Source organism: Achromobacter sp. AONIH1, from assembly GCF_002902905.1.
Lineage (GTDB): Bacteria > Pseudomonadota > Gammaproteobacteria > Burkholderiales > Burkholderiaceae_B > Achromobacter.
On sequence record NZ_CP026124.1, the window covers coordinates 5,532,568 to 5,551,899 of the forward strand.

Annotated in this window: 19 protein-coding genes and 1 tRNA gene; 11 read left to right on the forward strand and 9 right to left on the reverse strand. The window is 65.8% G+C overall.

The annotated features are described in order from the left end of the window. The first annotated feature begins 15 nt into the window (after nucleotides 1–15). The 4 genes from C2U31_RS25250 (at nucleotide 16) to C2U31_RS25260 (ending at nucleotide 1,713) form a co-directional block, all read left to right on the forward strand. The gene (locus C2U31_RS25250) at nucleotides 16–459 is read left to right on the forward strand and encodes a hypothetical protein (RefSeq protein WP_233772499.1); all 444 of its coding nucleotides are present in this window, start codon (nucleotides 16–18) and stop codon (nucleotides 457–459) included. After that, nucleotides 405–749, forward strand: coding sequence for a hypothetical protein (locus tag C2U31_RS31065; protein ID WP_233772500.1), 345 nt, complete (start codon nucleotides 405–407; stop codon nucleotides 747–749). The genes C2U31_RS25250 and C2U31_RS31065 overlap by 55 nt, the downstream gene beginning before the upstream one ends. A gap of 52 nt (nucleotides 750–801) precedes the next feature. Continuing rightward, a complete protein-coding gene (locus C2U31_RS31070) occupies nucleotides 802–1,218 on the forward strand; it encodes a hypothetical protein (protein WP_233772501.1) in 417 nt (138 codons plus the stop codon). A 246-nt stretch (nucleotides 1,219–1,464) separates the two neighbouring features. Further along, the gene (locus C2U31_RS25260; protein WP_103275310.1) at nucleotides 1,465–1,713 is read left to right on the forward strand and encodes a hypothetical protein; all 249 of its coding nucleotides are present in this window, start codon (nucleotides 1,465–1,467) and stop codon (nucleotides 1,711–1,713) included. 47 nt (nucleotides 1,714–1,760) lie between these two features. Here C2U31_RS25260 and C2U31_RS25265 read toward each other — a convergent pair whose 3' ends face one another. Beyond that, entirely contained in the window at nucleotides 1,761–2,084 is a 324-nt protein-coding gene (locus C2U31_RS25265) for a hypothetical protein (RefSeq protein WP_158658461.1), read from the reverse strand. Nucleotides 2,085–2,173: 89 nt separating this feature from the next. Here C2U31_RS25265 and C2U31_RS25270 point away from each other — a divergent pair, with 89 nt between their 5' ends. The 4 genes from C2U31_RS25270 to C2U31_RS31080 are packed head-to-tail and all read left to right on the forward strand — an operon-like array spanning nucleotide 2,174 to nucleotide 3,466. Beyond that, nucleotides 2,174–2,617, forward strand: a complete 444-nt coding sequence (locus C2U31_RS25270) for a hypothetical protein (protein ID WP_103275312.1) — start codon at nucleotides 2,174–2,176, stop codon at nucleotides 2,615–2,617. Continuing rightward, entirely contained in the window at nucleotides 2,614–2,865 is a 252-nt protein-coding gene (locus tag C2U31_RS25275) for a hypothetical protein (RefSeq protein ID WP_103275313.1), read from the forward strand. Before C2U31_RS25270 ends, C2U31_RS25275 begins: the two co-directional genes overlap by 4 nt. Continuing rightward, nucleotides 2,866–3,060, forward strand: coding sequence for a hypothetical protein (locus C2U31_RS31075; protein ID WP_103275314.1), 195 nt, complete (start codon nucleotides 2,866–2,868; stop codon nucleotides 3,058–3,060). It abuts the gene before it with no gap. 19 nt (nucleotides 3,061–3,079) lie between these two features. Next, nucleotides 3,080–3,466, forward strand: coding sequence for a tyrosine-type recombinase/integrase (locus C2U31_RS31080; protein ID WP_233772502.1), 387 nt, complete (start codon nucleotides 3,080–3,082; stop codon nucleotides 3,464–3,466). A gap of 154 nt (nucleotides 3,467–3,620) precedes the next feature. Here C2U31_RS31080 and C2U31_RS25290 read toward each other — a convergent pair. From C2U31_RS25290 to C2U31_RS25315, 6 genes are all read right to left on the reverse strand, one after another. Further along, nucleotides 3,621–3,699 (reverse strand) — tRNA-Ile (locus C2U31_RS25290). Between the two features lie 7 nt (nucleotides 3,700–3,706). Then, complete coding sequence (gene rpoD / locus C2U31_RS25295) at nucleotides 3,707–5,971, reverse strand: RNA polymerase sigma factor RpoD (RefSeq protein ID WP_103275315.1); 2,265 nt, start codon at nucleotides 5,969–5,971, stop codon at nucleotides 3,707–3,709. An 845-nt stretch (nucleotides 5,972–6,816) separates the two neighbouring features. Continuing rightward, nucleotides 6,817–8,874, reverse strand: a complete 2,058-nt coding sequence (dnaG, locus tag C2U31_RS25300) for a DNA primase (RefSeq protein WP_103275316.1) — start codon at nucleotides 8,872–8,874, stop codon at nucleotides 6,817–6,819. Nucleotides 8,875–8,893: 19 nt separating this feature from the next. Continuing rightward, a complete protein-coding gene (rpsU, locus tag C2U31_RS25305; protein ID WP_006218592.1) occupies nucleotides 8,894–9,106 on the reverse strand; it encodes a 30S ribosomal protein S21 in 213 nt (70 codons plus the stop codon). A gap of 399 nt (nucleotides 9,107–9,505) precedes the next feature. Further along, a complete protein-coding gene (locus C2U31_RS25310; protein ID WP_103275317.1) occupies nucleotides 9,506–10,048 on the reverse strand; it encodes a phosphoribosyltransferase in 543 nt (180 codons plus the stop codon). A gap of 102 nt (nucleotides 10,049–10,150) precedes the next feature. Further along, nucleotides 10,151–11,140 carry a LacI family DNA-binding transcriptional regulator gene (locus C2U31_RS25315; protein ID WP_103275318.1) on the reverse strand — a complete coding sequence of 330 codons (990 nt, stop codon included), beginning with the start codon at nucleotides 11,138–11,140 and terminating at the stop codon, nucleotides 10,151–10,153. Nucleotides 11,141–11,280: 140 nt separating this feature from the next. Between C2U31_RS25315 and ptsP the strand changes: the two genes are divergently transcribed. Genes ptsP through C2U31_RS25330 form a run of 3 tightly spaced genes read left to right on the forward strand, consistent with a single transcriptional unit; the run spans nucleotide 11,281 to nucleotide 16,534 of the window. Next, the gene (gene ptsP, locus C2U31_RS25320; RefSeq protein WP_103275319.1) at nucleotides 11,281–13,794 is read left to right on the forward strand and encodes a phosphoenolpyruvate--protein phosphotransferase; all 2,514 of its coding nucleotides are present in this window, start codon (nucleotides 11,281–11,283) and stop codon (nucleotides 13,792–13,794) included. After that, a complete protein-coding gene (pfkB, locus tag C2U31_RS25325; RefSeq protein ID WP_103275320.1) occupies nucleotides 13,791–14,744 on the forward strand; it encodes a 1-phosphofructokinase in 954 nt (317 codons plus the stop codon). The genes ptsP and pfkB overlap by 4 nt, the downstream gene beginning before the upstream one ends. Continuing rightward, nucleotides 14,741–16,534 carry a PTS fructose transporter subunit IIC gene (locus tag C2U31_RS25330; RefSeq protein WP_103275321.1) on the forward strand — a complete coding sequence of 598 codons (1,794 nt, stop codon included), beginning with the start codon at nucleotides 14,741–14,743 and terminating at the stop codon, nucleotides 16,532–16,534. Before pfkB ends, C2U31_RS25330 begins: the two co-directional genes overlap by 4 nt. A gap of 332 nt (nucleotides 16,535–16,866) precedes the next feature. Here C2U31_RS25330 and C2U31_RS25335 read toward each other — a convergent pair whose 3' ends face one another. Both C2U31_RS25335 and C2U31_RS25340 read right to left on the reverse strand, forming a co-directional pair. Further along, nucleotides 16,867–17,892, reverse strand: coding sequence for an IS110 family transposase (locus C2U31_RS25335; RefSeq protein WP_103271115.1), 1,026 nt, complete (start codon nucleotides 17,890–17,892; stop codon nucleotides 16,867–16,869). Between the two features lie 144 nt (nucleotides 17,893–18,036). Beyond that, nucleotides 18,037–19,332 (reverse strand): adenylosuccinate synthase, encoded by a 1,296-nt coding sequence (locus tag C2U31_RS25340; protein ID WP_199770891.1) that lies wholly within the window; start codon nucleotides 19,330–19,332, stop codon nucleotides 18,037–18,039.

Genomic DNA, 19,332 nt, shown 5'->3' on the forward strand with positions numbered 1-19,332 from the left:
TTTCGCGTTTTCGGCATGACCGAGCCTCTTGCCAAGAAAGCCGCAGAGAAGGCGTGGAAGAAGCACCGCAACCAGATGACGCCCGAAGTTCGGGCCTGCGTCCGGCCGTCCGACTTGGTGGACTGGATGGCCACCAAAACGGACTACTACCTGGCCACTTCCAAACTGGTCCAGTTGTCCGGAACGTTCGATGCCCCGCAGTTCGCCAACGACTACATCAGGCTGGCCCGCAAGACCGAGCACACGTCCCGCCTACGCGTCATGGTCCGTGGCGAAACCGTGAACAAGAACGGCGCCCCCCGCGTATCAGCACGGCCACCAAAAAACCCATTCTCGGCTGGATCAAGTACTGATCTGACCCAAACCCGAAATTCGATTTTTCAACCTCTCAACGAAAAACAGGCGTGGCTAAGAACAGCATCGACGTATACGGCGCCAGCGGCAAATCCAATGTACTGATGTTCGCACCCGAGGATCTGCACCTGATCACGGAACACGACCACCCGCTCTACGACGAACGCGTACACCTTCCGCTTGACGAAGCGATGGTGCTGAACATCATGGCGTTGGGCGTACTGCAATCCATCCTGGTGTGGAAGGATCCCGAATCTGGCAAGACCCTTGTCATTGCCGGTCGCCAACGCGTGAAGCACACGCTTGAAGCAGACAAGCGCTTGGCTGCCGAAGGCAAACCGACCCTGCTGGTCCCCGCCGTGGACGCACCGCACATCAGGTCGCCGCCGGCATGATCAGCGAAAACGAAATCCGGCAGGCGGACACGCCGCGGGGCAAGCCAACAAGATGGCGGCCGCGCTGAATCGGGGATGCTCGAAAAGCGAATTGGCGCTGCAGTTCGACTGCTCCACGGTCACGATACGCGACACGCTGGCGATTCTGGACTGCCCGGCCAACGTCAAGAATGCCCTTGAGTCGGGCAACATCACGCTGACGCACGTCAAGACCCTGGTGAAGCTCCAGCCGGACGAGCAGCGCGCGAAGGAGGCCGAACTGGTTGCCGCCGGCAACGGTGCCAAGCCCCATGCGCACAGCCGCAGGCAGGCCGCCGTGCTGGGCGCCTCCCCCGCGTCAAATCGAAGAAACAGATTCAGGCCGCGCTTGCTGAGGCCCAAGGCGATTACGCAGCTGCGCTGGGTGCTGGAAGACGAGGACGTCGAGCCTGAATCCGCCCCCGAGGCGTATTGGGACACCGAAGAATAATCCTCACTGGCCTGCCGTACTGCACCCAGGACCGCGCGATCCTGGATCGGATCCGCGCCGGCGATCGCTTCGGCCATGAGATCAACGGCAGCAAAGCCGGTGACGCAGCCCTGGCGCTACACCGCGAGCACAACATCGCCGCAATCCACATCATTGACCGCCGCATTCAATCGCTGCGCAGGGCCGGCAAGGTCATGTTCAGCCGGAAAGCTCGCCGGCCCCCCCCCCGAACCAAAGGAGCGAAACGTGACCGCGACCGACCACACCCGCGACCATGAGTATCTGGCGATGGGCCGAGCGCTGGAGCGCGCATGCCGCTCGCTGCCCGAAGGCTGGAGCATTCGTAAAGCCCTTGAATACCACGCAGAGGCCGTCTATCTGAGTAATCCTGACGGCAACGAATCCATCATGAATGACGGCGATCTATTCAAAGCTGAGATAAACGCCGCAATCGATGAAGCCATTTCCGCCCACCGACAGAGGGATGCCGCATGAACTCAAAAAGTCAGGCGGTTATCGCATCGCAACTACTGCCCTCAGCTTCACTGTTCGTAGTGGTAATGCACTCTATAGCGCCAGTCCCCCTCCTCCGTAAGGGAAATCGCATAGGTAAGCCCGGACCAGTTGACGCCATGTTGTCTGGACACGTCATAGTGCTTGATGAGCAATTCGCACAGGTACGGCCCAGCACCCACGCGCTCAGTCGATTCCTCGGGCCCTCGAATCTCAACTTGAATTGGCGTCGTCTCATCGCGTGTGGAAACAACGCTCAATGTCGCCTCTGGCCAAGTCTCCGGCGTTTCCTGAATCAGTTCTTCGGCAATGGCCCTATCAACGGGCGCGATGGCTTCGGTGTAAGCAGTCAAAGTGCACCTCGGTCTGTTGGCAACGCTGGCGAGTATAGCTGGCGACTTGGGCGGCGTTCTCTCGGTAGGTGGGGCGAAGGGAAAGCAGCATGACCAACCAGAACAAAGCCGCCCTGGTGTCCGTGCAAGACCTCGAATACGTCGTGCAGCAACCGCGCCAGGCCGGGAGCGTGGCCGACGAAGAAGGCGAACTGATCGACCGGCTCGACCACCTGCAGTCCAGGCTGCGCGCCCCTGTAGCTCAGGGCGAGCGGGCGGCATTCGACGAATCCTATCGCACGCTCTTCTCCGTGCCAGCCGCAACTCCGCTGACATTCCCGGACGTTCCGGATGCCTGGAGGTCGTGGCAGCGGCGGGCCGCCCTGGCAAGCGCCCCTGCCGCTGACAACATCGAGGCTCTGGAGATCCTGAGTGAGTACGGCGATCACAACATCGAGCACGGCCGGATCTCGTTCGACAAGTGGACATTGTCCCAGGCCGGTGAAGCGCTGCTGCGTCGAGCCGCGCTGGACGAGCACAAGGAGCAATCATGACAAAGCCCAAGCCGCAAATCCAGCTCGGCCGCGGCGAGCACATCGTCGCAGCCGTACCGGAGTACACATCAGGCCCTGACTGGACCAATTCGCCGCTTTGGGTCTACATCGATGCGCAAGGCAAGCTGTGCTCAGAGTGCACCCAGCCGCAGCACCAGACTGTGGAACAACGGATGCTATTCGCGCTGGGTGCGCAGATTTCGCGGCAGCTAATCGCGTCCGTTGAAGTGCGGCGTGAGGAGAAATAGATGACGCACGGCATATTGACCCCTGACCACGCGGCGATCCACGTGCGCGCCAACCGGGAAATCGCGCTGTTCAGCGCCATCTTCAACTACGCGCGCGAGATCGGGCTGACGGACGCTCCCAACCCGCGCAGGGCGTGCGCAAGAACAAGGAGCGCGGCCGCGATACCTACACGCGCTGGTCTGGAAGGTCGCTGATGAGCCGTTGCAGGATGCGATGGACCTGGCCTACCTAGCGGGCCAGCGGCCGGCCGACACCCTGCGCTTTCTGGAAACGGACATGCGCGACGGCTTCCTGCACGTGCGCCAAGGCAAGACCGCTCAGAAGCTGCGCACCGAGATCACCGGCGAACTGGCCCAAGTGCTCGATCGGATCAAGGCCCGGAAGGCCCGATACCGCGCCGACAACAAGGTGGTGAGCCTATACCTGGTCGTGAACGAGGCGGGACTGCCGCTGACCGCTGGGGCGCTGCGTGACCGGTCCGACAAGGCCAGGGAAGCGTCCGGCGTGCCCAACGCGGCGTTCCAGTTCCGCGACCTGCGCGCCAAAGCTGGCACCGACAAGACCGAGGCCGCCGGCGACATCCGCCAAGCCCAGAAATAGCTCGGGCATGGGTCGGTCACGACCACCGAAAGGTACGTCCGGCGCCGCAAGGGCGACAAGGCGGCGCCCACGCGGTAATCCGAATTGCGGAAATGGACCAGGATTGCGGAAAACAAAACGGGCCTCGGATTGCTCCGAGACCCGCATGTTTACTTGGTAGGCCCCCCGAGAGTCGAACTCGGCACCAACGGATTATGAGTCCGCTGCTCTAACCAGGCATGAGCTAGAGGCCCAGGAAACTTACTGCCCTTCCAGGAAGCTCTTCAGCTTGTCGGCCCGGCTGGGGTGACGCAGCTTGCGCAGTGCCTTGGCTTCTATTTGGCGGATGCGCTCGCGGGTCACGTCGAATTGCTTGCCCACTTCTTCCAGGGTCTGGTCGGTGCTCATTTCGATGCCGAAACGCATGCGCAGGACCTTGGCTTCACGCGGGGTGAGAGAGTCTAGCACTTCCTTGACCACGTCGCGCATGGAGCCGTGCAGCGCCGCGTCCGAAGGCGCCAGCGTCGAGGTGTCCTCGATGAAGTCGCCCAAGTGCGAATCGTCGTCGTCGCCGATCGGCGTTTCCATGGAGATCGGTTCCTTGGCGATCTTCAGGATCTTGCGGATCTTGTCTTCCGGCATGTCCATCTTCTGCGCCAGGGTCGCGGGATCCGGCTCGGCGCCGGTTTCCTGCAGGATCTGGCGGCTGATCCGGTTCATCTTGTTGATCGTTTCGATCATGTGAACCGGGATACGGATGGTGCGCGCCTGGTCGGCGATGGAGCGCGTGATGGCCTGACGGATCCACCACGTGGCGTAGGTCGAGAACTTGTAGCCGCGACGGTACTCGAACTTGTCCACGGCCTTCATCAGGCCGATGTTGCCTTCCTGAATCAGGTCCAGGAACTGCAGGCCGCGGTTCGTGTATTTCTTGGCGATCGAGATCACCAGGCGCAGGTTGGCCTCGGTCATTTCGCGCTTGGCCTTGCGGGCCTTGGCTTCGCCGGTGGCCATGCGCTTGTTGACGTCCTTCAGGTCCTTGAGCGGCAACACGACGCGCGTCTGCAGGTCGATCAGCTTCTGCTGCAGTTCCTGGACGGCCGGGATCTGGCGCTCAAGCGTCTCGGCGTAGGGATGGCCGGCGGCGACTTCGTCCATCACCCACTGCAGGTTGGTTTCGTTGCCGGGGAAGACCTTGATGAAGTGCGTGCGCGGCATGCCGGCACGGTCCACACACGTGTGCAGGACGGCGCGCTCGAGCTGGCGCACTTCCTCGACCTGGTTGCGCAGCGTGTCAGCCAGCTTCTCGACCATCTTGGCGGTGAAGCGGATGCCCATCAGTTCGTTCTGGATGGATTCCTGGGCGCGCACGTAGATGTCCGACTTGTAGCCGTCCTTCTCGTACGACAGGCGCATCTTGTCGAACTGCTTGCCGACTTCGTCGAACTTGGCCAGGGCCTTGACGCGCAGGTCTTCCAGCTGCTTGCTGGACATGCCGCCGGCCGGGCCGTCATCGCTCTCGTCTTCGTCGGCGCTGACGCCGGCGCCGGCGTATTCCTCGCCGTCTTCCGGGTCGACCAGGCCGTCGACGACTTCGTCGATCTGGGCCTGGCCTTCGCGCACGCGCACGACGTGTGCCAGGATTTCGTTGATGGTGGTCGGGCAGGCCGAGATGGCCATGACCATGTGCTTCAGGCCGTCTTCGATGCGCTTGGCGATTTCGATTTCGCCTTCGCGGGTCAGCAGCTCGACCGAGCCCATTTCACGCATGTACATGCGCACGGGATCGGTGGTGCGGCCGAAATCGGAATCCACGGTGGTCAGCGCGGCTTCGGCTTCGTCCTCGACGTCGTCGTCGTTGGACGCGACCGGCGCGTTCTCGCTCATCAGCAGCGTTTCAGCGTCGGGAGCCTGGTCATAGACCGCGATGCCCATGTCGCTGAAGGTGCTGATGATGCCGTCGATGGCCTCGGCGTCGACCAGGTCGTCAGGCAGATGGTCGTTGATTTCGCCGTAGGTCAGGTAGCCACGGTCCTTGCCCAGCTTGATCAGCTGCTTGAGGCGGTTGCGGCGGGCTTCGTATTCCTCGGCGGACACCGGACCGCGGGCGATCAGGTCCTTGGGATCGGCCTTGCCGCGCTTGCCGCCGCGCTTGGGCGGCTTCAGGTCGGGCAGGACTTCGCCTTCGCCGTCCATCGGATCGTCGAAGCCGTCGGAATCATTGTTGGCGTTCTTGGCCGGACGACCAGGACGGCGGCCGCTGGGGGCCGGGCGCGCGCTGCCCACCAGGTCGGCCAGCTTGTCCTCGGCCTTCTTGGCGCGGGTCTTGGTGGCCTTCTCGGGCTTATCCGCCGCGGCGGTCTTGGCGGCCTTCTTGACGGCCGTCTTCGCAGCGGGCTTGGCGACCTTCACCGCAGTCTTGGCGGGCGCTTTTTCCGCCGCCATGCTGACGGCGCGCTTGGCCGTCGTGACCTTGGTTTCAGCCGCATCAATTGCAGAGGAGGATTTGCCAGTGGATTTGGTCATAGTCGCTTCCGTGGTCGTCGCAACCCGTTCGGGCATGTTGCACCGCGCGGAGCCGCGGGAGGCTGGGCCTGCCGCGGCGGCGTTGCGGGTAAAACTGATGAACCGGCCGACTCCATGCGGCTGCGTTGGTCGCAGCGCCTGTCCTTGCGGACCCGCCTTGCGCCATGCCGGTGCGAAACCGTTGGGGCGCTTGGCATACATGGACTCATCCCGCGGGGATGCCCGGGCGTCGGGGGGGCTGCCTGCCTATAAATAGGCGACGCTTGCTTATCGGGTCGTTGCCCTTAGCAGCTGAGTAGACACAGCACCCAAACCTCGAACGCTACGCGGAAGCATCATCCGCCGAACTGCTCGATTCACCTCTGTATAGTAATTAACTGTGTAACAAGCTTGGCGCCCCTGACGTAAGCACCCGCGTTTTTCAGGCGGGGCATCCGGACTTGCCGTTGCCGCTCAGCCGCGAAAACACGTGCCAAACGCCAGACTCGCCAAACTGCACTTCGATTCTGCTTAATCTTTTCCGGCTTTACACAAGGCCCGCGAAAACCGCACATCCGGCAAACTCGGGACCCGACTGGCAACTGTCCGACAATCCGGCCCCGCAATCTTGCGCTGCTGTCCTGCCTGCTTTCCTGCCTGTTGCCCGGCGCTACGGCCCTGCCTTGAACCCTCGGATCCGTCCTGGATCCGGCCGCCCAAGCCATGCGACCGCCATGGTGCTTAGATCACATACGGCGGAAATAGATCCTGCCGCCTGGGCCTCCCGGCACTTCTGACCAATCCGGCCCCGCCACAATCAAGGACTTATCCGCAGCCAGTGCGGAAAACCCTTGATTTTAACGTATTTAGCGTATGCCGGCACCTTTCAGCACCATCATGCGCTGATTCAGCTCCATGTAACGCTTGCGCGCCTCTTCCGTCGCCAGCCCGCCCGCGGCCAGCTTGGCCATTTCGAGCTTGGCCGAGTCGAACTCGATGCGCCGCAAGGCGTCGTCCCATTCGGTCTGGGGATCGGGCAGATCCTCCTGCGACAGCACGTCCGCGCGCAGGCCCTTGAGCACGGTGGCCAGATCCGAATCCGGCTCGGCCGCCTCCAGCAAGGCGCCCACATGGCGCGCGCCGCTGGATTGCGCCAGCATGATCAAGTCCCGCACAAGACCTAGATGGGGGCCGTGGTCGATCACTTCAAGCTGCTGGTCTCCCATAGAGTCCACCAGCTCGGGATGCGCCAGCAGCAAGCCGAGCAGGCGCTTGGCCAGCGACGGCATGGTGCGGCGGCCTTCGAAACCGCCGACGTCGTCCTCGCGCCGGCCTTTCCAATTGCCCTTGCCCTTCCAGTCGCCCTTGCCTTTCCAGTCGCCCTTGGGCTTCCATTCCTGGCGACGCTGGCCGCCCTGCTGACCGCCTGGCGCACCGGCGGGCTCGCCATGGGCGCCGTGAAAATGCCCGTAATCGGTGTAATCGGACTCTTCCGCCGGAATGTCGTGAAAGTCATGGCCGGCGAAGTCATAGCCCCCATCCACGAAGCCCGTATCCGATCCCGAGGATCCGGTCGGGGCGTCGCCTGCCGGCTGCGCCTTGGCAGCCGCCGGCGCGCCGAATGGTTTGGCCGGCTGCTGCGCCAGCACCTGGGCCATTTCTTCCGGCGTGAGCTGGACCAACTTGGCCATCTCGCGCTCGATCTGGACGCGCAGCGCGCATTCCGGGATCGCGGCCAGCAGCGGCTTGGCCTCGTGCAGACAGCTCGCCCGCCCTTCGGCCTCGTCCATGTTGTGGCGCGAGGCCAGCTCGTCCAGCAGGAATCGCGACAAGGCGACGGCTTCGCCCAGGCAGGCCCGGAACGCCTCAGCGCCGAGTTCGCGCACATAGGAATCGGGATCGTGCTCGGCCGGCAAGAAAAGGAAGCGGATCGCGATGTCGTCGCGCAGCACCGGCAGGCAGGCCTGCAGGGCGCGCCAGGCCGCGCGGCGGCCCGCGCCGTCGCCGTCGAAGCTGAAGATGACCTTGTCGCTGGCGCGCAGCAGCTTCTTCACATGGTCGGGCGTCGTCGCCGTGCCCAGCGTCGCCACCGCGTTGGCGATGCCTTGCTGCGCCAGGCCGACCACGTCCATGTAGCCCTCGACCACGATGACCTGGCCTTCCTGCCGGATCGCCTGGCGGGCCTCCCACAGGCCGTACAGTTCCTGTCCCTTGGAGAACAGCGGCGTCTCGGGCGAATTCAGATACTTGGGCTCGCCCTTGCCGATGATGCGGCCGCCAAAGCCGATCAGGCTGCCGCGCGCATTGCGGATGGGGAACATGACCCGCTCGCGGAAGCGGTCGTAGCGACGTCCGTCTTCCGACTCGATCACCAGCCCGGCCTCGACCAGCGCCGGATCGTCGTAATTGGGAAAGACCTGCGACAGCCCATGGCGGTCGGTGCCCGACCAGCCCAGCCCGAAATGCGCGGCGATCTCGCCGGTCAGGCCACGTTGCTTGAGATAGCGGATCGCGGCCGGCGAGGCCTTCAGCAGCTTCAGGTACTGCGCCTGGGCGGCGTCCAGCACTTGCGTGTGCCGGGATTCCTCGGCCTTGCGGCGCGCGGTTTCGGCTTGCTGTCGGGGGCTGCGATTTTCTTCGGGTACCGTCATTCCCGCCGAAGCCGCGAGCGTGCGCACGGCTTCGGGGAAACTGGCGCCCGTATGCTCCATCAGGAAGGTGATGGCGCTGCCATGCGCTCCACAACCGAAGCAGTGATAGAACTGCTTGGTGGGGCTGACAGTGAACGACGGGCTTTTTTCGTTATGAAAGGGGCACAGGCCAAGCAAGTTGGCCCCACCCTTTCGCAACTGCACGTATCGCCCGACGACATCGACGACGTCGACCCGGGCGAGCAAATCCTGGATGAATGATTCTGGAATCAATAGATTCGGGAATCAAAGATCAATACAGGCGCGGGGGCAGTTGCTGGCTACGAATCCGCTTGTAGTGGCGCTTCACCGCGGCGGCGTGCTTGCGCTTGCGCTCGGCCGTGGGCTTCTCGTAGAACTCGCGCGAACGCAGTTCGGTGAGCAAACCGGTCTTTTCGATGGTGCGCTTGAAGCGACGCAGAGCGGCTTCAAACGGTTCGTTTTCCTTCAGTCGAACGATAGGCATAAAGTATTGGGCCTGCTTAAGGGGTAACAAAAGTTGATGATAAACCTGGCTTGCTTACCAGCGACGCTGCACAGGTCCAGCCTGCCGGCGCCTGCCCTGGCGTTCAAACGCCCGGCTCTGGCGCCAGTACAACCCCGGCTGGGATCTCCTGACAATCTCTCTTAACGCTATTTCAGCTGGCTGTTCCCGTTACCCGTGAGACACAGTTCACCTTGCAGTCCGGCCCCGCCAATGTTGGGCATTCTTATTCGAATGCCCAAGGCGTGGCCCAAAGGAAGGGCGGAAAGCCAAGTTCGGTTTAGCGATAACCAGCGATTCTAGCACGGGCGGCCGGATTTTGACCATAGACCGGGCACAATCGGCGCCCGGCCCCGCCCTGCCGCCTCGCGATCCGGCGGCTCAGCTCTTGGAGCCCTTGCGGATCCAGGCTTCGAGTTGGTGCGGCCGCAGGCTGTCGTAGTCCTCGAACGGCTGGTGAATCCAGGGATTGGTGGGCAGCTTGTCGACGTAGTAGTCCGGCGTGGCCTGAGAGTGGCCCTTCCACCACAGCACGGCGCTGCGCAATTCGGTGATCTCGGCGAACTGGTTCTTCAGGTGGTCGAAAACCTTGTTGAAGGTCATGCCGGTGTCCACCATGTCGTCCACCAGCAACACCCGCCCGGACAGGGTGCCGCGCGTGATGGTGATGAACTGGGCGATGTCCATATCACCCTGCTTGGTGCCGGCCGCCTCGCGATAGCTGCTGGTGGCCAGGATGCCCAGGGGCACGTCGAAGATCCGCGACATCACATCGCCGACACGCACACCGCCGCGCGCCAGACAAAGAATCTTGTCGAACTGCCAACCGGATTGGTGCACCTGCAAGGCAAGCCGCTCGATCAGGCGGTTGTAGTCGTCCCACGTCACCCACAGATGGCTGTCATCATTGGTCGGCGCGCTCATAGGCGGAATTCTCCTGCATGAAAATACGAAAAGGCCGCCTGCTGGCGTGAGCTGCGGCGGCGATGTGGCGAAATCATAACCCGGCGGCCGGCGCCGCGGATATCAGGACCGGCGCGCGGGTGTCGAGCCGCGTTCCAGACAATGCCCGTCCAGCACGATGCGGCGCGGCGGCGCGGCGGCGTTTTCGACGCGGTCCAGCAACAGCATCATGGCGCTGCGGCCGATTTCCTCCACCGGCTGCTCGATCAGCGTGATGCCGCCCCCGACCATCTCCGTCCACGGCTCGTTGTCGAATCCCGCCAGGGCGATATCCTGCGGCACGACCAGGCCAGCGCGCTGCAAGGCGCGGATGACATCCAGCAGCATGAGTCCGTTGCTGGCGATCAGGGCATCGGGCCGGCCCGGCGCGGCCAGCAGCTCCGCCAGCCGGGCATCCACATCGCCCGCGCGGTGCTCGACATAGGCGGCGCGCACGGGCAGCCCCAGACGCTGCATCGCCGACTCGTAGCCCTGGCGCCGCTCCGCGCCGGTGGCGGACGCGGCGCCGAACAGGCCTGCGATCCGCCGATATCCCTGGCGATGCAGATGCTCGACCAACGCCGCCGACGCGCCGGCATTGTCCAGCACCACGCAATCGTGCAACTGGCCCTGCTCCGCCCGGTCGACCATCACTATCGGAAAACCGCGCCGCACGCGCCCGACCTGCCCGGCCGTGCGCCGCGTCGGCGCGCAGATGGCGCCGAGCACGCGCTCTTCTTCCATCAGCCGCAAGTACATCTCTTCCTTTTCGGGATTCTCGTCGGTATTGCAGAGAATCACCCGCAGGCCGCGCGCATAGGCCAGATCCTCGACACTGCGGCTGATGGCCGTGAAGAACGGATTGCGGATGTCGGCGACGATCAGGCCGATGGTATTGCTGTGGCGCGAGCGCAGGCGCCGGGCCGCCAGGTTGGGCAGGTAGCCGGTGCGCCGGACGGCCTCTTCGACGCGGCTGCGCATCTCCGGATCGATGGCCTTGCCCGCCAGCGCCCGCGATACCGTGGCCGGCGACACGCCGGCCGCCTTGGCCACATCCTTGATGCCCACCTTCATTGGAAAACGTTTCCTGAAATAGAAAAAACAAGCGCCCCAGGGAATCCCGATTGTATTTTCAATACCCTTTGAGATCCAGGCACTTTTTCTTCTAAAATCCAGAAAACGTTTTCCCAAGCATGGGTTCCAGGAGACAGATCATGACAACCACGCAGGTTGAATCCCTGCTGCGCCCGGATTGCGTGCGCCTGGATGCGGCCGTGACCGACAAGCGGCAGGCCATCGCACTGCTCGGACAGCTCCTGGCCGCCGGCGGCTGCACGGACGAAAGGTACGGGCACAGCATGGCGCAGCGCGAGGCCCTGGCGGATACCTTCCTGGGCGCCGGCGTGGCCATTCCGCACGGCCGGGTCGAAGACCGCCATCTGGTGCGCCGCGATGGACTGGCGGTGCTGCAGATTCCAGGCGGCATCGAATGGAACCCCGGCCAACGCGTCCGGCTCGTGGTCGGCATCGCGGCCCGCTCGGATGGACATATCGCCATCCTCAAACGGCTCACCGGCCTGATTCAGGACGAGGCCCGTCTGCGCCAACTGGCCGCGACCCGCGATCCGCAGGACATCATCGCAGCACTGACCGCCGCTGCGCCAAAGACCGCGGCAGCCGCGGAGCCCGCCACCGATCTGGAGCACAGCCTGGAATGGATCGTCTCCTATCCGTCCGGCCTGCATGCCCGGCCGGCCTCGACCTGGGCGCAGGCCGCACAGGCCAGCGGCCTGCCGATACGGGTGCGGCACGGCGCGGACAGCGCCGACGCGCGCAGTCTGGTCGACCTGTTGCAGCTGGGCCTGACGGCCAAGGCGCGCGTGGTGTTCTCCGCGTCGGGCAGCGAAGCGCCTGCGGCGCTGGCGAAGTTCCTCGCCGTGGTCAATGGCCTGACCGCCCAGGAACGCAGCGCCGCCCAGGCGCAGGCGCCCTCCGCCGCGCCAGGCCGGACCTGGCAGCCCGTCACCGCGCTCGCCGCCGTCACGGGCGTCGCAGCCAGCGCGGGCCTGGCGGTCGGCCGCGTCCGCCGACTTGCCAGCGCCGACGCGCAGGTGCCCGATCGCCCCGCGCCGCTACTCAACGGCAAGGCGCTGCTGGAAGCCGCGCTGGCCGCTGCCCGCCAGGAAACGCAGGCCCTGGCCGATGCCACCGCCAAGCGCCTGGGCGCGGCCGATGCCGCGATCTTCCAGGCCCAGGCCGGCCTGCTCGACGACGTCGGCCTGATCACCGACACCTGCCAGCTGATGGCAGCGGGCCACGGCGCGGCCTGGGCCTGGCATGAAGCGGTGCAAGCCCAGGCCGAACGCCTTTCCGCGCTGGGCAATCCGATGCTGGCCGCCCGCGCGGCCGACCTGCGCGATGTCGGCCTGCGTGCGCTGCGGCACATGGAGCCATCGCTCGCCGGCGACTCCGAGCAGGCCGCCACGCACGGCGACCCGGTCGTGCTGATCGCCGCCGATCTCGCGCCTTCCGATACCGCCGCGTTGGATATCCGCCGCGTGGCCGGCCTGGCGACGACGCTGGGCGGCCCCACCTCGCATACGGCCATCCTGGCGCGCACCCTGGGACTGCCGGCGATCGTCGCCGCGGGCGCGGAGCTGCTGGATCTTGTCGACGGCGCGCAGGTGATCATCGACGGCGATGCCGGACGCATCCACCTGTCGCCCACCGAGGCAGACCTGGACAGCGCGCGTGCCTGGATCGCGCAGGCCGAGGCCGCGCGCCAGGCTGCCGCCGCCGAGCGTCAACTGCCGGCCAATACACGGGACGGCCATACCGTCGCCATCGGCGCCAACATCATCCGCGCCGAACAGGTCGCGTCCGCGCTCGAACAGGGCGCCGAAGGCGTGGGCCTGATGCGCACCGAATTCCTGTTCCTCGAGCGCCACGACACGCCCGGCGAGGACGAACAGTTCCACGCCTATCGAGGCATGCTGGACGCGCTTGCCGGCCGACCGCTGATCGTCAGGACGCTGGACATCGGCGGCGACAAGCAGGTGCCGCACCTGGGCCTGCCCGTGGAGGAAAACCCCTTCCTGGGCGTGCGCGGCGCGCGCCTGCTGCTGCGCCGCCCCGATCTGCTGGAACCCCAACTGCGCGCACTCTACCGCGCCGCCGCGCAAGGGGGCGACCTGTCCATCATGTTTCCCATGGTCACATCGCTGGCCGAACTGCTTCAGCTTAAGGATGCCTGCGAGCGCGTGCGCGCCGAACTGGCCGCGCCCAGGATCGCGCTGGGCGTCATGATCGAAGTCCCGGCCGCGGCGCTGCTGGCGGATGCGTTTGCCGAGCACGCGGACTTCTTCTCGATCGGCACCAACGATCTGACGCAGTACACGCTGGCAATCGATCGCCAGAACCCGGCGCTCGCAAGCGAAGCCGACAGCCTGCACCCGGCGGTGCTGCGCCTGATCGCGCAGACCGTGCAAGGCGCGCGGACGCATGGGCGATGGGTGGGCGTGTGCGGCGACCTGGCCGGCGACCCGTTTGGCGCAGCGCTGCTGACGGGCCTCGGCGTGGCGGAGCTGTCGATGGCGCCGCGCGCGATCGCCCCGGTCAAGGCGCGCCTGCGCCGCTCGGCGCTGCCCGAGCTGCAGGCCCTGGCCACGCACGCGCAGACACTGACCAGCGCACAGGCCGTGCGCGCGCTGGACGGAGACATGACATGAAGCTGATCACCGTCACCCTGAACCCGGCGGTCGACGCCACCGTCACACTGGACAGGCTTGAACGCGGACACGTACATCGCGCCAAGTCGATCCGGCACGATGCCGGGGGCAAGGGCGTCAACGTCGCTTCCTGCCTGGCGGACTGGGGGCTGGACGTCGCCGCCACGGGCCTGCTGGGCCGCGAGAACGCCGGCGTCTTCGAGGCCCTGTTTCGCGCCAAGCGCATCGAGGACCGCTTCGTGCGGGCCGACGGCGCGACCCGCACCAATATCAAGCTGGTGGACAGCGACGCCACCACCGACATCAATCTGCCCGGCCTGACCGCGACCGGGGAACTGCTGACTGAAGCCGAGGCCACCTTGCTGACCCTGGCCGAACCCGGCGCGCTCGTGGTGCTGGCGGGCAGCCTGCCGCTAGGCTGCCCGCCGGACCACTACGGCCGCCTGATCGCCCGGCTGCAATCCCGGGGCGTGCGCGTACTGCTGGACACCAGCGGCGATGCGCTGGCCGATGCGCTGGCGGGCCCCGCCCTGCCCTGGGCCATCAAGCCCAACCGCGACGAACTGGCCGAATGGGCGGGCCAGCCGCTGAACACGGTCAGGCACATCGCCGCGCAAGCGCAACGGCTGCGCGAACAGGGCCTGGGACTGGTGGCGGTATCGATGGGCGAGCAAGGCGCCTTGTTCGCCACGGAGCATGGCGTGCTGCATGCGCAGTTGCCAGCCACCGCCGTGGCCAGCACCGTCGGCGCGGGCGACGCCATGGTCGCCGGCATCGCCGCGGCCCTGGCCGAACAGGCGGATACCGAGCGCGTGGCGCGCCTGGCGGTCGCCTTCGCCGTCGCCAAGCTCGGGCTGGCCGGCCCCAACCTGCCCTCGGCGACCATCGTCGCCGAACTGGCCGAGCGCGTGTCGCTGCGGCCCATCTCGACTCCGGGAAACCAAGCATGAACAAGATCTGGATAGCCATCGAGGCCGGCGGCAGTGCGGTCGCCGGCGCGCTTGCGAGCGCGGCCCTGCGCAAGGCGGCCACGGAACGCGGCTGGGACTGCGATATCGAAATCCGCAACGCCGCCGGCATGCAGCAGGCCTATGCCGGCGCCGCGCCCAAGCCCGGCGATGTCCTGCTGTTGATCGGCGGCGCGCAGCCGGCCGTGCCGCAGGCAGGACTGGCTCGCGGCGTGGCGGGCCTGGATGAAGCGCTGGCGGCGCCCGACCGCGTCATCGCGGCAGCGATCGCGCAGGGACAGGCCCCGGACACCGGCGCGGGCGCCCGGGCCGCCGCCCACGCGGCCGGCGCCAATGCGGCGCCCCTCTCCTCCGACGCCGCGTCCCCTGGCGCTCCTCGCGCCGGCGCCAAACGCATCGTTGCCGTCACGTCCTGCCCCACCGGCATCGCCCATACTTTCATGGCGGCCGAGGGTTTGACACAGGCCGCCCACGCCCTCGGTCATCACATCCGCGTCGAGACGCAGGGATCGGTGGGCTCGGGAACACCGCTGACGACCGAGGAAATCGCGGCGGCCGATCTCGTCATCATCGCCGCCGACCGCGAGGTGGACCGCTCGCGCTTCGGCGGCAAGCGCGTCCATGCGTCCAACACCAAGCCCGCCATCAGCGACGGCCAGGCCCTGATCGCGCACGCCTTCGAGCAGGCCAGTCTGCAAGCCGCGAGCAGCGACGCCGCCGGCCCGACCCAGGCCCAGCCGCGCCGCGCGGGACCGTACAAACACCTGATGACGGGCGTGTCCTTCATGCTGCCCTTCGTCGTGGCCGGCGGCCTGCTGATCGCGCTGGCCTTCGCGCTGGGCGGCATCTACGCCAGCGACGAATCCCAGGCCGGCACGCTGGCCCACGCGCTGTTCCAGATCGGTGCGCAAGGCGGATTCGCGCTGATCGTGCCGGCGCTGGCCGGCTACATCGCCTACTCCATCGCGGACCGGCCCGGCATCGCGCCCGGCATGATCGGCGGCCTGCTGGCGGCGAACATGGGCACGGGCTTCCTGGGCGGCATCGTGGCCGGATTCATCGCCGGGTACGGTACGGATTTCATGAACCGGCGTATCCCGCTGCCCAAGCAGTTGCAGGGACTCAAGCCCGTGCTGATCCTGCCGCTGCTGGGCACCTTGCTGACCGGATTGCTGATCACCCAGGTGGTCGGCGCGCCGGTGGCGGCGGCGCAGACCTTCCTGACCGACTGGCTGCGCGGCATGCAGGGCGCCAGCGCCGTCATGCTGGGCATGCTGCTGGGCGGCATGATGGCCTTCGACATGGGCGGCCCGGTCAACAAGGCGGCCTATGCTTTTTCCACCTCGCTGATCGCCAGCCACGTGTATACGCCCATGGCCGCGACCATGGCCGCCGGCATGACGCCGCCGCTGGCCATCGCGCTGGCCACGCGGCTGTTCGCCAACCGCTACACCGCCGAAGAACGCGAAGCCGGCGGCGCCACCGGCATCCTGGGCCTGGCCTTCATCACCGAGGGCGCAATTCCCTTCGTGGCGCGCGACCCGTTGCGCATGATCCCGTCGCTGATGGCGGGCTCGGCCGTCACCGGCGCCATCTCGATGGCCATCGGGGCGGAATTGAAGGTGCCGCACGGCGGGATCTTCGTGCTGCCCATTCCCGGCGCGGTCACGCACCTGCTGGGCTATGTCGCGGCGCTGATCGCCGGGACGCTGGTCAGCGCGCTGGCGATCGGACTGCTGAAGCGGCCGCTGGCGGCGGCGCAACCGAAATAAGGGCTGCGCAACCGCAGTCGCCACGCGCGTGCGGCCTGCCTGGCAACACGTTTCCTCGGGAAGCGCGCAGCAATGGAAAATCTATGGTCAGCCCGATTTTTGCAAGCGAGGCGGTGTAGGCGTAAATTGGGCTTGCTCAAATCTATTCGGAGTCAGTTGGGGCTAGGCCCCCCGCTCCATGATGAGAGTCGCGCCCGGCAAACCTAAAAAGCCCCTCAGCATCGCGGTGCTGGATTTCATGTCAGGTTTCTTGCCAGGCCGTTGAGCCGTTTATGTCTTCACGTACTCGCGTCGCAAAACCAGGAAGTGACTGCGTAAAACGGTGATGAAGGTCAGGCTGGCGCTACAGTCTGCTCACTTCGGTAGTTCGTTCCATTGGCGAGGATGGCCCAGGCGATCCTCGCCAATTTATTGGCCAGCGCACAAGCGACCACGTTCGAGTGACGTCGGGCCTGCAGCTCGCGCACCCAGGCGCCTAGCCGGTCGGTTCGTCGCTCCACGTGTCGCATGATCGCGCGAGCGCCCTGTACCAACAATCGTCTAAGGTTCTTGTCGCCCCGTTTGCTGATGCCCAGGAGCGTGGGTTTGCCGCCCGTGCTGTACTGGCGAGGCACCAAGCCTACCGAAGCGGCGAACTGGCGCGCCGAACCAAATTGCCGCGCATCGCCCAGCTCAGTCATCAGCACGCTAGCAGTGATTGGCCCGATGCCGGGGATCTGAAGCAGCCGCTGGCTGCGTTCATCCTCGCGCAGCTGTAGACACAGCTCACGCTCAATCTGGCCTACCTGCTCATCCAGATACTGAAAGTGCGATCGCAGCCGCTCCAGCAGCGCGCCTAGTTGGGGCGGCAGCGCGTGTTCGGCCAGAACCGCTGGCAAGCGTCGCAGAATCGCCTGACCACGAGGCAGGCTGATGCCAAACTCCAGCAAAAAGGCGTGCACCTGGTTGATCACGCCCGTGCGCTGAGCGACCAGTGATTCACGCACCCGATGCAGGGCAGAGACGGTCTGCTGAGCCTGATTGCGCACGCTCACGAACCGCATGCTCGGGCGCGAGGCCGCCTCGCAGATCGCCTGGGCATCGGCGAAGTCATTCTTGTTGCCCTGTACGAAGGGGCGCACGAACTGGGGGGAAATGAGCTTGGCCTGGTGGCCCAGTTCTTCGATGCGGCGCGCCATCCAGTGCGCGCCGGCGCAGGCCTCCATCACCACTGTGCTGCGCGGTGTGTTGCCCAGTAACTTGAACAGATCCTGGCGCGAGCACTTCTTGCGAAACATCATCCTGCCGGCCGCGTCCTGCCCATGCAGATGGAAGCTGTGTTTGCCCAGATCGATGCCAATCAGCGTGACGGTGCTCATGAGAGGTCTCCCAAAAAGAACAATCCCCACTCAGCGTACCGCTTCGTGGGGATCGGGCTGACCATCTCATTAGCCCCCGATGAACGGGGGCTTTTCACATCAAGACCGGCGCGAAGCCGAGCCGCAACGCGGCCCGGCCGGCGTTCAGCCCTTCAGCGGGTGACGCAGGACGATGGTCTCGTTGCGGTCCGGGCCGGTCGACACCAGGTCGATGGGCACGCCGCAGACTTCGGCCACGCGTTCCAGGTAGCGGCGGGCGGCGGCCGGCAGCTTGTCGTACTCGGTGATGCCGACGGTGGATTCGCTCCAGCCCGGCAGCTCTTCCAGCACCGGTTGCGCCTGGGCCACGGCATGCGCGCCGTAGGGCAGCACGTCGCGGAATTCGCCGTTGACGCGGTAGCCGACGCCCAGCTGGATGGTTTCCAGACCGTCGAGCACGTCCAGCTTGGTGATGCACAGGCCGGAAATGCCGTTCAGGCGCACCGAGCGCTTGAGCGCGGCGCCGTCGAACCAGCCGCAGCGACGCGGACGGCCCGTGACGGAGCCGAATTCCTTGCCGATGGTGGCCAGGCGGGTGCCGATCTCGTCGACCAGCTCGGTCGGGAACGGGCCCGAGCCCACGCGGGTCGTGTAGGCCTTGGTGATGCCCAGCACGTAGTCGAGCGACTGCGGACCGACGCCGGCGCCGGCCGAGGCCGCGCCCGCCAGGCAGTTGCTGCTGGTGACGTAGGGGTAGGTGCCGTGGTCCACGTCCAACAGCGCGCCCTGCGCGCCTTCGAACAGCAGGCGCTTGCCTTCCTGTTGCATGGCGTACAGGTTGCTGGACACGTCCTTGACCATGGGGGCGATGGCCGGAGCCAGCGCCATGGCCTGATCGCGCACTTCGTTGGCCGAGACGGCCTCGGCGCCCAGGTACTTGGTCAGCACGAAGTTGTGGTAATCCAGCACCTCGGCGAGCTTCTCGTCGAACAGCGAGGGATTGAACAGGTCCTGCACGCGGATGGCGCGGCGGGCGACCTTGTCTTCGTAGGCCGGACCGATGCCGCGGCCGGTGGTGCCGATCTTGCCGTCACCCTTGCGCGCTTCGCGCGCCTTGTCCACGGCCACGTGGTACGGCAGGATCAGCGGGCAGACCTCGGAGATCTGCAGGCGCGAACGCACGTCCAGGCCGGCGGCCTCGAGCTCTTCGATTTCCTTGAGCAGGGCCTCGGGCGACAGCACCACGCCATTGCCGATGAAGCAGGTCACGCCGGGATGCATGATGCCCGACGGGATCAGGCGCAGAATCGTCTTCTGGCCGTTGATCCACAGCGTATGGCCGGCGTTGTGGCCGCCCTGGAAGCGGACCACGCCCTGGACGGACTCCGCCAGCCAATCGACGATCTTGCCCTTGCCCTCGTCACCCCACTGGGTGCCGATCACGACTACGTTCTTGCTCAT